We start from the raw sequence: 13,708 nt of genomic DNA, 5'->3' as shown, positions 1-13,708 counted from the left end.
TGTCGGTGGGGCACGGTAGACGGGACAATTGCAGAGAGCGGTGAGTTCCGGGGCAGCGGCAGACGGCCGTACGGACCCCGCCGGACCAGGATCGGAGCCGAGGACGTGGTGGACGCAGCGAGGGGGCCCGCCGAGCCGCAGGGGCAGCAGCCCGCCGCGGACCCGGCGCTTCCCGGCACGGACCCGGCGCTTCCCGGCACGGACGCAGGCACGGCCCCGGCCGGCTCCCCGGCCGAGGAGGCAGCCGGGGAGGCGGCCGGGGCGGCCGAGGCCGCCGAGCACCTGGACCGCCCGCTGCCCGAGGGCGTCCGCCGCCGGGTGGTCGGCCTGGCGGCCGACGCGCTCGGCGGCATCCCCGCCGCCGACCTGCCCGCCTCGCTGCGCCAGTACGCGAAGTTCACCCCCGCCCGGCGGGCCAAGTACGCCGGGACCGCGCTGGCCGCCGCGCTGGAGGCGGACCCGGTGTTCCGGCTGCGGATAGCCGACCGCCTCCGCCTCGGCCAGCCCGACCTGGTGCGGTCCCTGGAGTCGGGCACCGTGCCCGGCGCGGCCGACCCGATGGACGTGGCCGCCGGCGCCTACCTGCTGCGGACGGCCGGCTGGACCCGGGTGGTCGTCGAGGCCGGCGAGGAGGTCGAGCGGGCCGGGGCCGAGGGCGCCGCCGCGGAGGCCGCCCGGCTGGTCGAGAAGCTCCAGGAGGAGCTGTCCGAGGTGCGCGCCACCGCCCGGGCCGACCTGGAGCGCCAGCGGGCCGAGTCGGAGGGCGTCCGCAAGGAGGCCGAGTCGCTGCGCAAGCGGGTCCGCAGCCTGGAGAGCGACACCCGGCGGGCGCAGGCCGAGAGCCGCAAGCTGCACGGTGAGCTGGAGGCGCTGCGGGCGGCCGGGACGACCGAGCGCAGCGCGGCCGAGAGCGAGGCGCGCCGGCTGAAGCACCGGGTCACCGAGCTGGAGGCCGCGGTCGAGGCCGGCCGCCGCTCCGCGCGCGAGGGCCGCAGCGTGGAGGACATGCGGCTGCGGCTGCTGCTGGACACCGTGCTGCAGTCCGCGCAGGGCCTGCAGCGGGAGCTGGCGCTGCCGGTCGCGCAGCTGCGCCCGGCGGACCTGGTGGACGCGGTGGCCCCGGTCTCCGCCTCGCCGAACGACGTGGCCAGGCGCGGGCTGGCCGAGGACGACCCGGCGCTGCTGGACCAGCTGCTGGCGATCCCGCAGGTCCACCTGGTGGTGGACGGCTACAACGTGACCAAGTCCGGCTACCCGGCGCTGCCGCTGGAGCAGCAGCGGATGCGGCTGCTCGGCGGGCTGGCGATGCTGGCGCAGCGCACCCAGGCCGAGGTGACCTGCGTGTTCGACGGGCAGGACCTGGACGTGCCGGTGATGATGGCGCCGCCGCGGGGGGTGCGGGTGCGGTTCAGTCGGACCGGGGAGACCGCGGACGAGCTGATCCGCCGTCTGGTCCGGGCGGAGCCGCAGGGGCGTCCGGTGGTGGTGGTGTCCACCGACAAGGAGGTCGCGGAGGGCGTGCGCAAGGCCGGCGCACGCCCGGTGGCCTCGGTGCTGCTGCTGAACCGGCTGGCCCGGGCGTAGCGTCCCCTCCCGGCGGGCGGGCGGGGACGCCGGTCGGGTGCCCGGGATCTCGCCGGGCGGGTGCCCGGGGGCCCGCCGGTCGGGTGTCCGGGGGCTGCCGGGCGTCAATCGGGCTGAGCGGCCGTCACCCGTGCGTGGCCAGGATGTGTCGGCGGCGTGAACGGCCCTGGCGGGTAGGAAGTTCGTTCCGATAGGGGAGTGGCGCCGGAGCTTGATCTTCACTAGGGTCTGGCGTCAAACCTATATTCCGGACTTTCGCTCGTTCGGGTGAGTCCAGCAGGAAGAAGGAGCTACCCCCTTGGCCTCCCACCGCCGTCCTAAGCAGCCGAGCCGTGCGCGGGTGACCGTGCTGACCGCTGCCGCAGCGACCGCGGTCGCCCTGTCCGCCCAGGTCAGCGCCCACGCGGCGCCCGCCAAGCCGAACAAGGACGAGGTCAAGGCGCAGGTCGACAAGCTGCTCGACGAGCAGGAGCAGGCCGCCGAGCGCTACAACGGCGCCAAGGAGCGGGCCGACCAGCTGCGCAAGCAGGCCGACCAGCTCCAGGACCAGGTCGCCCGCGGCCAGGGCCAGATGACCGAGCTGGCCTCCGGGCTGGCCGCGGTGGCCGGGCAGGAGTACCGCTCCGGCGGTGTCGACCCGTCGATGCAGCTGATGCTCTCCGCGGACCCGGACGGCTACCTCGCCCAGGCCTCCAGCTTCGAGCAGGCCGCCAGCACCCAGGCGGACACCCTGAAGTCGCTGAAGGACCAGCAGCGCCGGCTGGACCAGCAGAAGCAGGAGGCCGCGACCGTCCTCGCCGAGCTGGACCGCTCCACCCAGGCGCTGAACGACGCCAAGGCCGAGGTGCAGTCGAAGCTCCAGGACGCGCAGAAGCTGCTCAGCCAGCTGAGCGCCGCCGACCGGGCCGCCGTGCTCGGTGACAAGGCCTCCCGCAGCGACTCCCGGTTCGACCTCAGCAACCTTCCCCCGGCGAGCGGTTACGCCGCGGCCGCGGTCGCCGCCGCGATGAGCAAGCAGGGTTCGCCGTACGTCTGGGGCGCCACCGGCCCGAGCAGCTTCGACTGCTCCGGCCTGATGGTCTGGGCCTACGCCAAGGCCGGCGTCTCGCTGCCGCGCACCTCGCAGAGCCAGGCCACGGTCGGCGTCAACGTCGGCACCAACATCGCCAACGCCCAGCCCGGCGACCTGGTCATCTACCACAGCGACGCGCACCACGTCGGGATGTACATCGGCAACGGCCTGGTGGTGCACGCCCCGCACACCGGTGACGTGGTGAAGGTGATGAAGGCCGACGCGATGCCGATCAAGACGATCCGCCGGGTCTGACACCCTGTCCCATATCGGACATTCGGTGTCACTCGGGATGAACTGACGCCGCTGCAGCTCTCCATGGACGCCCGGACGGGTCGAGATCGCGCTGTGATCTCCGACACGTCCGGGTGTCCCATTATCCGGCCATATTCGTAATACTTATCGGCCGAGCGTAGATGTCCCGTCACTGTCGGTCGTAATCACAATCGAACTTAGCCAGAATTACGACTTTTTTCTGACAACGATTTGAACGGATCACGGATGGGTTACTAGGGTCATCCCACGGACCGCCGCCCAGTCGTCCATCCAACCCGGGTGGCAACGGTGGTCGCCGCCGAGTCCGAGACGCAGCTGGGCAGTTCGACTGCCCACGGGGAAGCCCCTGACGGGGGTCGCTGTCGATCGGAGCCGGGGAACCACGTTCCTCGGGGTGAATCGGCGCCAGGTCGGCCGCCACGGCGGCGCGCGGAGGTCCGCGTGCCGGACGGGTGGCCGGTGAGGCGTCGTAGGGCGTCTCTTCCGGCCCGAACCCGTCAGCTCACCCGGTAGGCGGTGTGAGGGAGAAGGAGTCCGCCTTCGTGGCGTCCCATCGTCGTCCCAAGCCTGCCGGCCGGGCCCGTGTCTCGATCCTGACGGCTGCCGCCGCCACCGCGGTGGCCCTGTCCTCGCAGGCCGGCGCGCACGCCGACCCGGCCCCCAGCAAGGACCAGGTCAAGCAGCAGGTCGACACGCTCAACGAGCAGGCCGAGGTCAAGACCGAGGAGTACAACGCCGCGGTCGAGAAGGAGCAGGGGCTGCAGAAGCAGGTCTCCCAGCTCCAGGACCAGGTCGCGCGGCAGCAGGCCGAGGTGAGCACCATTCAGGGCAGCCTGGGTGAGATCGCCGCCGAGCAGTACCGCACCGGCGGGATCCCGCAGACCGTGCAGCTGATGCTGTCGGCCAGCCCGGACTCCTTCCTCGGCCAGGCCGGGGCGATGAACCAGGTCGGCAGCTCCCAGGCCGACGTGCTGAAGTCCTTCAAGGGCGAGCAGGCCAAGCTCGACCAGCAGAAGGCCGAGGCCGAGCAGAAGCTCGCCGAGCTGGACTCCACCACCCAGCGGCTGAAGGCCGACAAGGAGGAGATCCAGGGCAAGCTGGCCCAGGCCCGCAACCTGCTCGACTCGCTCACCCAGAAGGAGCGCGACGAGCTCGCCGCGGCCGAGGCCAAGGCCGCCGCCGACGCGAAGGCCAAGGCGACCGGCGGTCAGAGCACCGAGCGGGCCTCCCGCGACGCGGCCCGCACCGACGTGGCCGTCAACGTGCCGGCCGGCTCGCACGCCGCCGCCGCCATCGCGGCCGCCCAGTCCAAGCTCGGCACGCCGTACTCCTACGGCGCGGCCGGCCCCGACAGCTTCGACTGCTCGGGCCTGATGAAGTGGGCCTACGCGCAGGCCGGTGTGTCGCTGCCGCGGACCTCGCAGGAGCAGCGCAGCGCCGGGACCAACGTCGGCACCAACATCGCCAACGCCCAGCCGGGCGACCTGATCATCTACAACAGCAGCGCCAGCCACGTCGCGCTGTACGTGGGCAACGGCCAGGTCATCCACGCCCCGCACACCGGTGCCGTGGTGCGCTACGAGACGGCGACCATGAGCCCGATCAACGCGATCGTCCGCCCCTGACGCGGTCCGCACCCTTCGTCCGCCGGCCCGGCGCTCCCCGTGAGCGCCGGGCCGGCGGCGTTGTGCCCCGGGCCTGCGAGGCTTCGCGGCCTTGGGCCAGGTGTCCGATTAGTGGTCAAATATTCGCTACTGGAGGGGTTTGGACTAGATCGCCGTGACTCGCTAACGTCTGCCCCCGGACCTCCGCGAGGACGGCCGCCCCCGCCCGGGGCGGCGGCGGTGGCCCGGCCCGAGGAACGGGAGTCGCCGCCGCATGACCGTGCACCGCCGTCCCCACCTGCCGGGCGTCCGGCGGCTCGCCCGCGCGCTGGCCGTCACGGCCGCGACCACCACCGCCCTCGGCGTGACGGTCGCCGGCAGCGCCCGGGCGCTGCCCGGGCCGCCCGCCGAGCCGGTCGCCAAACAGGACGTCAAGGCCCAGGTCGACCGGCTCTACGACGAGGCCGAGCAGGCCAGCCAGAAGTTCGAGGCCGCCCAGGAGTACCAGCAGCGGCTGCAGAACGAGACCTCGGTCCTGCAGAGCCAGGTCGCCACCGGCCAGGAGGACCTCAACCGGCTCCGGCAGGACCTCGCCGCCCTGGCGGGTGCCGAGTACCGGGCCGGCGGGATGGACCCCGGCGTCCGGCTGATGCTCGACTCCGACCCCGACGCGTACCTGGCCGGGGCCAGGGCGCTGGACCAGGCCGCCCAGCGGCAGAACGACACCCTGCGCCTGGTGCTCGACCGCCAGCGCCGGCTCGACCAGCGCCGCTCCGAGGTCGGCGCCAAGCTCGCCGAACTGGAGGAGGTCCGGCGCGCGCTGGCCCAGAGCAGGTCGGAGGTCCGCGGCCGGCTCGCCAAGGCCCAGCGGCTGCTGAACGGCCTCGGCTCCGCCGAGCGGGCCAGGATGGTCGCCGACGACGCCCGCGCCGCCGAACAGCGCGCCACCCGCGGGACCGACCGGATCGACCTCGGCGACCAGCCGCCCTCCTCCGGCCGGGCCGCCGCCGCGCTGGCCGCCGCCGTGAGCAAGATCGGATCGCCGTACGTGTACGGGTCGACCGGTCCCCGTACGTTCGACTGCTCCGGTCTGATGTACTGGAGCTGGCGGCAGGCCGGAGTGACCCTGCCCCGCACCTCGCAGGCGCAGGCCTTCGCGGGGCAGCGGATCAGCCTCGGCGAAGCACGGCCCGGAGACCTCGTGATCTTCTACAACGACATGCACCACGTCGGCATGTACGCCGGCGGCGGCGTGGTCGTGCACGCGCCGTACCCGGGCGCCCGGGTCCGCTACGAGAGCGTCAACGCGATGCCCGTCTCCGGGGTGGTACGGGTCTGAGCGGCGAGCCGGAACAGCTGGTGACCAACCTGCCCCCGGGGTCCGGGGACGGGCGGCCCGTGCTGTCCCGGCGCACCGCGCTGCTGCTCGCGGCCGGCGGCCTGGCCCAGCTCTCGCTGCCGCTGCTGCGGCCGGCCGCCCGGCCCGCGGCGGCCGTCGCGCCGGGCGCCGCACCGCTGCGCCCGGTGGTCGAGGACCTGCTCGCGCGCCGGGCGCAGGCACTGCTCGGGCTGGACCGGGCCGCGCTCGCGGCCGGCACCGCGCCCGCCGCGCAGCCGGCCCAGCAGGCCGCGCTGGACCGGCTGGCGCAGGTGCCGTTCGCCGCGCTGGCCTACCGGCTGACCGGCTTCACCGAGCCGCCGCCGGAGGCGGACCGGATCACCGTCACCGCCGAGCTCGACCACCGGCTGGCCGGGCTGGACGACCATCCGGCGACGCTGACCCGGCGGCTGGCCCTGGTCCGGCTCGCCGACGGCTGGCGGCTGGCGGAGGACGAGCCGGCCGGCGCCCCCGCGCTGTGGGACCTCGGTACGGTCCGCGCGGTGCGCGGTGCGCACTGCCTGGTGCTGGGGCTCGCCGAACAGGACCGGGTCGCCGAGCTGGCCGCCCGGGCGGACCGCGCGGTGCCGGACGTCGACGCGGTCTGGGGGGATGCCTGGGCCGGTCGGCTGCTGCTCGAACTCCCCGCCACGGAGGTCGACTTCGCCCGCGTGCTGGATGTCGCACCGGAGGCCTACCAGGGCATCGCGGCGGTCACGGTGGCCGCCGCGGGGGCGCCCGAGCACACCCCGGCGGACCGCATCGTGGTCAACCCGGAGGCGTACCGGGGTCTGAGCGAGCTGGGCCGGCGGGTGGTCGTCACGCACGAGGCCACCCATGTCGCCACCCGGGCCGACACCCACGCATGGACCCCGATGTGGCTGTCCGAGGGCGTTGCCGACCACACCGCGTACCTGGGCACCGGGCGGACCGCCCGGCAGATCGCGCCCGCGCTGGCCCAGGACGTCGCGGCGGGCCGGGCGCCGACGGCGCTGCCGACGGACGCCGCGTTCACGGCGGGCACCGAACGGATCGGGCAGGCGTACGAGCTGTCCTGGCTGGCCTGCGAGGTGCTGGCGCGGGAGTTCGGCGAGCGCGGCCTGGTCGGGTTCTACCAGGAGTACGGCCGCTCGGGTCGGCCCGCGTCCGGGGAGAGCCCGGACGCGGTGCTGGACCGGGTGCTGCGGGCGCGGCTGGGGATCAGCGCCGCGTACTTCACCGCCCTGTGGACGGCGGAGGCGGCCCGGCTGGCCTGACGGCGGCCGGCCGTACGGTCAGCGCAGGGCGGCGGCCAGCCGGTCCGGGCCGATCAGCGCGGTGTGGGTGCCCGCGGAGGTGCAGGCCCAGGCGCCGGCGGCCGCGCCGGCCCGCATGCACTCCTCCACCGGCCGGCCGGCCAGCCGGCGGCTGAGGAATCCGCTGACGAAGGCGTCGCCCGCGCCGTTGCTGTCGACCACGGGCCGTCCGGGGTCGGTGGCGGGGAAGTGCCGGACCTCGTCCCGCTCCCGGGTGAGCAGGTGGCTGCCGTCCGCGCCCGCGGTCGCGACCACCAGCTCGGCCCGGCCCTCGGCCAGCACCGCGCGCATCACCTCCTCGTGCCGGCCGCGGCAGCCCGCGGCGGACAGGAAGACCAGGTCGGCGCCGAGCGCGTAGTGGCGGTGGTGCGGGTTCACGCCGTCCCAGGCGTGCAGATCGGTCGAGCAGGTCACGCCGAGCCGGTGGACGTCCGGGAAGAGGTCGCGGGTGACACCGGTGATCGACAGGTGGACGTGCCGGGAGCGCTCCACCAGGGGCAGCCAGAACTCCCGGGGCAGCCGCAGGCCGGCCGGGTGCCGGGCGTCGTAGAAGGACAGCCGCCGGCCCGCGGCGTCCACCAGGTTCACCCCGCGCGGGGTGCCGGCGGGTGCGGGGACGTGGCTGAAGTCCAGGCCGTGGCGGCGGCAGGCGGCCAGTACCAGCTCGCCCTGCGGATCGTCGCCGAGGAAGTCGGCGAACTTGGTGCGCAGGCCCAGGGTGTGGCAGCCGAGTGCGACGCCGGTGCCGGTGTGGCCGGCGTGGTCGGACACCGGGGGGACCTGCACCGAGTCGGCGTCCGGCAGCTCCAGCCGCTCGACCCGCACGATCGTGTCGACCCCGGCGCCGCCGACCACCAGGACGTCGTACTCGGGCATGGCTTCCCCCAGGGCGGTACGGCCGGACGCGCCGCACCGGGCGGTGCCGGGCGCAGGCCGATGCTGCCAGGGCCGCGGGGCGCCTGCAAGGCCTTGCGGAAACTTTCAGGCGGGGAGGGCGGCCCGCTCAGGAGGAGGAGCCGCGCCCGACCGGCTGGTCCAGTCCGTCCAGCAGGGCCTGCTCGTACGCGATGCCCGGGCGGACCGGGTAGCCGACCGGGGCGGGCTCCGCCGGGGCGGGCAGCACCACGGTGGTGGCCGGCTCGATCCGGCGGGTCGACCGCCAGAGCCGGCGGCAGGAGATCACGGTGGCGGCCAGCAGGGTCAGGTTGCGCAGGCTGATCACCGCCACGCCGAGCAGCTGGCTCTTCTGCACCTGCCCGAACAGCAGCGGGAACTCCAGCGTGGTCAGCACCGCGGCGACCAGGATCAGCACCGCGACCGGCTTCTGGCCGGTGCCCCGGACGGTCAGGCAGACCGCGGCCAGGCCGATCAGCCAGATCATGTACTGCGGGCTGATCACCCGGCTGGTGACGGTGAACACCAGCAGCGCCGCCAGCGCCGCGTCGAACGGCGTCGACGGCTGCCAGCGGGCCGCCCGCAGCCGCCAGACCAGCAGCCAGCCGAAGCCGATCGCGGTACCCGCCAGGGACAGCTTGGCGATCACCGGCACCCAGGGGCCGAGCATCTCCTGGGCGCCGTAGTTCATCGTCACCTGGCCGTCCCAGGCGCCGAACAGCCGGGCGAAGTGCAGCGGGAGGGCGCCCAGGGACTCGATCTCGATCCCGCGTTCCTTCTGGAACTTCAGGAAGTCGAAGGCGCCGTTCATCCCTGCGGTCAGCAGGAAGCCCAGCGCGGCGGCGGTCGCGGCGGCGGACGTCCAGGAGCGCCGGGTGCGGCGCCCGCGCGGGGTGCCCGCCAGCGCCAGCACCGGCCAGACCTTGATCAGCGCGCCGAGCCCGAGCAGCAGCCCGCCGAGGGCCGGCTTGCGTGCCACGGCCAGCAGCCCGACCACGGTGACGGCGGTCACGATGATGTCGTACCGGCAGTAGACCGTCGGGCCGAGCAGCGGCACCCCGACCACCCACATCCAGGCGCCGGTGAAGCTGCGGCCCTTGCGGGCGCCGACCCGCATCAGCAGGCCCATGGTCAGCAGGTCGAACAGGCCGCACAGGACGAAGAAGGAGACCAGGTACGACCAGGGCAGCACCCCCGGCAGCATGATCACCAGGGCGGCGCCGGGCGGGTACTGCCAGGTCACGTCGTCGAGCGGGAAGGTGCCGGTGCGCAGGACCTCGAACCAGCCGTGGTAGATCACCGAGACGTCGGTGGAGACGTCGGCGCCGGAGATCCTGACGATGCCGAGGACCATCAGCACGATCAGCACCCGGGTGGCGATCCAGCCGGCGCCCAGGCCCCACAGGGCACCGCCGGCCGGGCGGGCGGCCGAAGGGGGCGGCGCGGGGCGCTCGGTGCTGGCAGGACTGCGCTCGGCTCTGCCGGCCGGGGCCAACTCCACGACTCTCCTTCGTTCGTCACGTGCCACCGGGGGAACGCCGCGGCACCGGCGGCCGTGAGGCCCCGTGCCGGTGGCATCCCCCGGGCCCATCTGCTAGGACCGGCCCCGAGCGGAAACGGTTGCGCGGGCATGCTTCGTTCCCGACGCGCCGGGGTGTTGACCTATGGTACGGATCAGCGAGCGGTACACCGAGCACCCCCCGACCGAGCGAGCCGTGGCAATGCACAAGACCCTGATCGTCACCAACGACTTCCCGCCCCGGCCCGGCGGCATCCAGGCCTTCGTCCACAATATGGCCGTCCGCCAGCCGGCGGGCAGCATTGTGGTCTACGCCTCGACCTGGCGGGACGGCCGCGAGGTGGCGGAGTTCGACGCGCAGCAGCCGTTCCCGGTGATCCGCGACCGGACGAAGATGATGGTCCCCACCCCGCGGGTCACCCGCCGGGCCGCCGAGATCCTCAAGGCCGAGGGCTGCAGCTCGGTGTGGTTCGGCGCCGCCGCGCCGCTCGGCCTGATGGCCCCCGCGCTGCGCCGGGCCGGGGCCGGCCGGCTGCTCGGCATGACCCACGGCCACGAGGCCGCCTGGGCCCAGCTGCCCGGTTCCCGGCAGCTGCTGCGGCGGATCGGCGCGGGCACCGACACCCTCACCTACCTCGGCGAGTACACCCGCTCGCGGATCGCCGCGGCGGTCGGGCCGGCGGCCGCGGACCGGATGGTGCAGCTGCCGCCCGGCGTCGACGAGCAGACCTTCCGCCCGGACTCCGGCGGCGCCGCGGTCCGCGAGCGGCTCGGGCTGACCGACCGCCCGGTGGTGGTCTGCGTCTCCCGGCTGGTGCCCCGCAAGGGCCAGGACACCCTGATCACGGCCATGCCGCAGATCCTGCGGGAGGTCCCGGACGCGGTGCTGCTGATCGTCGGCGGCGGCCCGTACCGCGCCGACCTGGAGAAGCTCGCGGACGCCACCGGGGTGCGCGCGGCGGTGCGCTTCACCGGCGCGGTGCCGTGGGAGGAGCTGCCGGCCCACTACGGCGCCGGCGACGTGTTCGCGATGCCCTGCCGCACCCGGCGCGGCGGCCTGGACGTGGAGGGCCTCGGCATCGTCTACCTGGAGGCCTCCGCCACCGGCCTGCCGGTGGTGGCGGGCGACTCCGGCGGCGCGCCGGACGCGGTGCTGGAGGGCGAGACCGGCTACGTGGTGCCGGGACGCTCCGCCGAGGTGACGGCCGAGCGGATCGTCCGGCTGCTGCAGGACGAGCAGCTGCGCCGGCGGATGGGGGAGGCCGGGCGCCGCTGGGTGGAGCGCTCCTGGCGCTGGGACCTGCTGGCCGGGCGGCTGACCTCGCTGCTGGCCGGCTGAGGCCGCGCGGCTCCGGTCGGACGGACGGCCCGCGTGCTCCCCCCTGGGAGCACGCGGGCCGTCCTGCTGCCGGGGCCGGGCCGTCAGCGCTGGTAGAGCGCCTCCACCTCGGCCGCGTAGTCCTTGAGCACCACGTTGCGCTTGAGCTTGAGCGAGGGGGTGAGGTGGCCGCTGTCCTCCGAGAACACGGTGTCCAGCAGGCGGAACTTCTTCACCGCCTCGGCGTGCGAGACCGCCTGGTTGCCCTCGTCGACGGCGGACTGCAGGGCGGCCAGCAGGTCGGCGTCCTCCCGCAGGTCGGCGAGGGTGGCCTCGGCGGGCTTGCCGTTGAGCTCCTTCCACTTCGGGAAGAACTCCGGGTCGACGGTGATCAGGCAGGCGATGAACGGCCTGCGGTCGCCGACCACCATCACCTCGCCGACCAGGGCGTGGGCGCGGATCCGGTCCTCGATCACGGCGGGGGCGACGTTCTTGCCGCCGGCCGTGACGATGATCTCCTTCTTGCGGCCGGTGATGGTCAGGTAGCCCTCGGCGTCCAGGGTGCCGATGTCGCCGGTGGCGAACCAGCCGTCGCGCATCACCTCGGCGGTCGCCTCGGGGTTGTTCCAGTAGCCCGAGAAGATCTGCGGACCCTTCATCAGCACCTCGCCGTCCTCGGCGATCCGGACGGCGGAGCCGGGCACCGGCTGGCCGACGGTGCCGATCTTCGGCTTGTCGTGCGGGTTGAAGGTGAAGGCGGCGCAGCTCTCGGTCAGGCCGTAGCCCTCCAGCACGGTGAAGCCGATGCCGCGGTAGAAGTGGCCGAGCCGCTCGCCCAGCGGGGCGCCGCCGGAGATCGCGTGGGTGCAGCGGCCGCCCAGCGCGGCGCGCAGCTTGCTGTAGACCAGCTTGTCGAAGACGGTGTGCCGGATCCGCAGGCCGAGCGGCACCCGGCCGGCGTCCAGGGCCCGGCTGTAGGCGATCGCGGTGTCGGTGGCCCGGTCGAAGATCTTGCCCTTGCCGTCCGCCTGGGCCTTGGCCCGCGCGGTGTTGTAGACCTTCTCGAACACCCGCGGCACGCCGAGGATCAGGGTCGGCCGGAACGAGCCGAGCTCCGCGGTGACGTTCTTGATGTCCGAGACGTGGCCGAGCTTGATCGGCGCGATGGCGGCGGCGATCTCCGCGATCCGGCCCAGCACGTGGGCCAGCGGCAGGAACAGCAGGGTGGAGCCCTCGCCGGTGCGGAACAGCGGCTCCAGCCGGGTGGTGACGTTGCCGAGCTCGGAGATGAAGTTGGCGTGGGTCAGCTGACAGCCCTTGGGGCGGCCGGTGGTGCCCGAGGTGTAGACGATGGTGGCGAGCGAGTGCTCGGTGGCGATCGAGCGGCGCTCGGTGACCGTCGCGTCGGCGACCTGGCGGCCCTCCTCGGCGAGCGCGGCGAGCGCGCCGGCCTCGATCTGCCAGGTGTGCTCCAGTGCGGGCAGTTCCCCGCGCAGGCCGTCCACCAGGGCGGCGTGGGCGGCGGTCTCGGTGACCACGGCCACGGCGCCGGAGTCGCCGAGGATCCAGCGCACCTGCTCGGCGGAGGAGGTCTCGTACACCGGGACGGTGACCGCGCCCGCGCACCAGATCGCGAAGTCCAGCAGCGTCCACTCGTACCGGGTGCGGGACAGCACGCCGACCCGGTCGCCGGGCTCGATGCCGGCGGCGATCAGCCCCTTGGCCGCCGCGTGCACCTCGGCCAGGAACTGCACGGCGGTGACGTCCTGCCAGACGCCGTCCACCTTGCGCCCGAGGACGGCCACGTCCGGGTGCCGCTCGGCGTTCTGGTGGACGAGGTCGGAGAGGTTACCGCCGCTCGGTACCTGGTAGCGGGCCGGAAGGCTGTACTCGAGCAAGACTGCTCCTCGTCTGCGACGCTGCGGGACGGCAGGACGTTACTGCCCGGTAGGTCGATTCGACCAGGGGGGTCGGCTCCGGTGTTCCGATCGTCACACCGGGCGGGCCGGGGCCGGGCCGTCCCACCGGCACCTTACGGCAGGGCCGCCGTGACCCACGGGTAGCGGGGTGCCCGCCGGACCCTCGCGGACCCCTCGACGGCACCCGCGGGCGACCGGACCGGGCGACCGGGCGGCGTCACCGGGCAGGGGCACCGGCCGGGGTGCCCGCCGGATCGCGATAGCCTCTGCCCTGGGCGCACGGCCGAAGAGACGCGGAGGGCTGTCATGGCGGAGCACACCAGGTCGAGCATCATCATCGAGGCCACCCCGGCCCAGGTGATGGCGGTGATCGCCGACTTCGCCGCCTACCCGGCCTGGACCGGCGAGGTCAAGGAGATCGAGGTGCTGGCCAGCGCGGACAACGGCCGGGCCGCCGAGGTGCGGCTGCTGCTGGACGCCGGGGCGATCCGCGACGAGCACGTGCTCGCCTACACCTGGGACGACGACCGCGAGGTCTCCTGGACCCTGGTCAAGAGCCAGATGCTCCGCTCGCTGGACGGCTCGTACGCGCTGGCGCCGCTGAAGAACGGCTCCACCGAGGTCACCTACCAGCTCGCCGTCGACGTCAAGATCCCGATGCTGGGGATGATCAAGCGCAAGGCCGAGAAGGTCATCATCGACCGTGCACTGGCCGGCCTGAAGAAGCGCGTCGAGGGCTGACCCGCCCGACCGCCGCCTTCCCCTTCCCCCTTTCCCTTCCTCTCTGCCCCTTGCCCGGCCCGGCAGCGCCCGGACCCGGGCGGACCCCCGGGGCCGAGGCCCGGACGC

Annotated in this window: 10 protein-coding genes and 1 riboswitch; of the genes, 7 read left to right on the top strand and 3 right to left on the bottom strand. The window is 74.1% G+C overall.

Features of this window, described 5'->3' with window-relative positions; translation table 11 throughout:
• Positions 1-105: 105 nt before the first annotated feature.
• The 5 genes from AC2TEW_RS34350 (at position 106) to AC2TEW_RS34330 (ending at position 7,170) form a co-directional block, all read left to right on the top strand.
• Positions 106-1,584: an NYN domain-containing protein gene (locus AC2TEW_RS34350; RefSeq protein WP_484627188.1), complete on the top strand. Its 1,479-nt coding sequence runs from the start codon at positions 106-108 to the stop codon at positions 1,582-1,584.
• A gap of 298 nt (positions 1,585-1,882) precedes the next feature.
• Positions 1,883-2,911, top strand: coding sequence for a C40 family peptidase (locus AC2TEW_RS34345; protein WP_484627187.1), 1,029 nt, complete (start codon positions 1,883-1,885; stop codon positions 2,909-2,911).
• A gap of 368 nt (positions 2,912-3,279) precedes the next feature.
• Positions 3,280-3,464, top strand: a riboswitch (cyclic di-AMP (ydaO/yuaA leader).
• Between the two features lie 10 nt (positions 3,465-3,474).
• Entirely contained in the window at positions 3,475-4,557 is a 1,083-nt protein-coding gene (locus AC2TEW_RS34340; protein ID WP_484627186.1) for a C40 family peptidase, read from the top strand.
• A gap of 253 nt (positions 4,558-4,810) precedes the next feature.
• Positions 4,811-5,875 (top strand): C40 family peptidase, encoded by a 1,065-nt coding sequence (locus tag AC2TEW_RS34335; RefSeq protein WP_484627185.1) that lies wholly within the window; start codon positions 4,811-4,813, stop codon positions 5,873-5,875.
• 20 nt (positions 5,876-5,895) lie between these two features.
• Positions 5,896-7,170 carry a hypothetical protein gene (locus tag AC2TEW_RS34330; protein ID WP_484627184.1) on the top strand — a complete coding sequence of 425 codons (1,275 nt, stop codon included), beginning with the start codon at positions 5,896-5,898 and terminating at the stop codon, positions 7,168-7,170.
• A gap of 18 nt (positions 7,171-7,188) precedes the next feature.
• Here the strand turns inward: AC2TEW_RS34330 and AC2TEW_RS34325 are convergent, their stop codons facing one another.
• Both AC2TEW_RS34325 and AC2TEW_RS34320 read right to left on the bottom strand, forming a co-directional pair.
• Positions 7,189-8,085 carry a carbohydrate kinase family protein gene (locus tag AC2TEW_RS34325; RefSeq protein ID WP_484627183.1) on the bottom strand — a complete coding sequence of 299 codons (897 nt, stop codon included), beginning with the start codon at positions 8,083-8,085 and terminating at the stop codon, positions 7,189-7,191.
• A 127-nt stretch (positions 8,086-8,212) separates the two neighbouring features.
• A complete protein-coding gene (locus AC2TEW_RS34320) occupies positions 8,213-9,604 on the bottom strand; it encodes a glycosyltransferase 87 family protein (RefSeq protein WP_484627182.1) in 1,392 nt (463 codons plus the stop codon).
• Positions 9,605-9,824: 220 nt separating this feature from the next.
• Between AC2TEW_RS34320 and AC2TEW_RS34315 the strand changes: the two genes are divergently transcribed.
• Complete coding sequence (locus AC2TEW_RS34315; protein WP_484627205.1) at positions 9,825-10,961, top strand: glycosyltransferase family 4 protein; 1,137 nt, start codon at positions 9,825-9,827, stop codon at positions 10,959-10,961.
• A gap of 83 nt (positions 10,962-11,044) precedes the next feature.
• On the opposite strand, the gene AC2TEW_RS34310 is transcribed toward AC2TEW_RS34315, so the two are convergent.
• Complete coding sequence (locus AC2TEW_RS34310) at positions 11,045-12,838, bottom strand: AMP-dependent synthetase/ligase (RefSeq protein ID WP_484627181.1); 1,794 nt, start codon at positions 12,836-12,838, stop codon at positions 11,045-11,047.
• Positions 12,839-13,165: 327 nt separating this feature from the next.
• Here AC2TEW_RS34310 and AC2TEW_RS34305 point away from each other — a divergent pair, with 327 nt between their 5' ends.
• Positions 13,166-13,600: an SRPBCC family protein gene (locus AC2TEW_RS34305; RefSeq protein ID WP_484627180.1), complete on the top strand. Its 435-nt coding sequence runs from the start codon at positions 13,166-13,168 to the stop codon at positions 13,598-13,600.
• The last annotated feature ends 108 nt before the right edge of the window (positions 13,601-13,708 follow it).

It is taken from the genome of Kitasatospora sp. NEAU-CNBT7 (assembly GCF_057220535.1).
The sequence above is the reverse complement of the archived record's forward strand: the minus strand, read 5'-3'. Positions and strand labels throughout refer to the sequence as shown.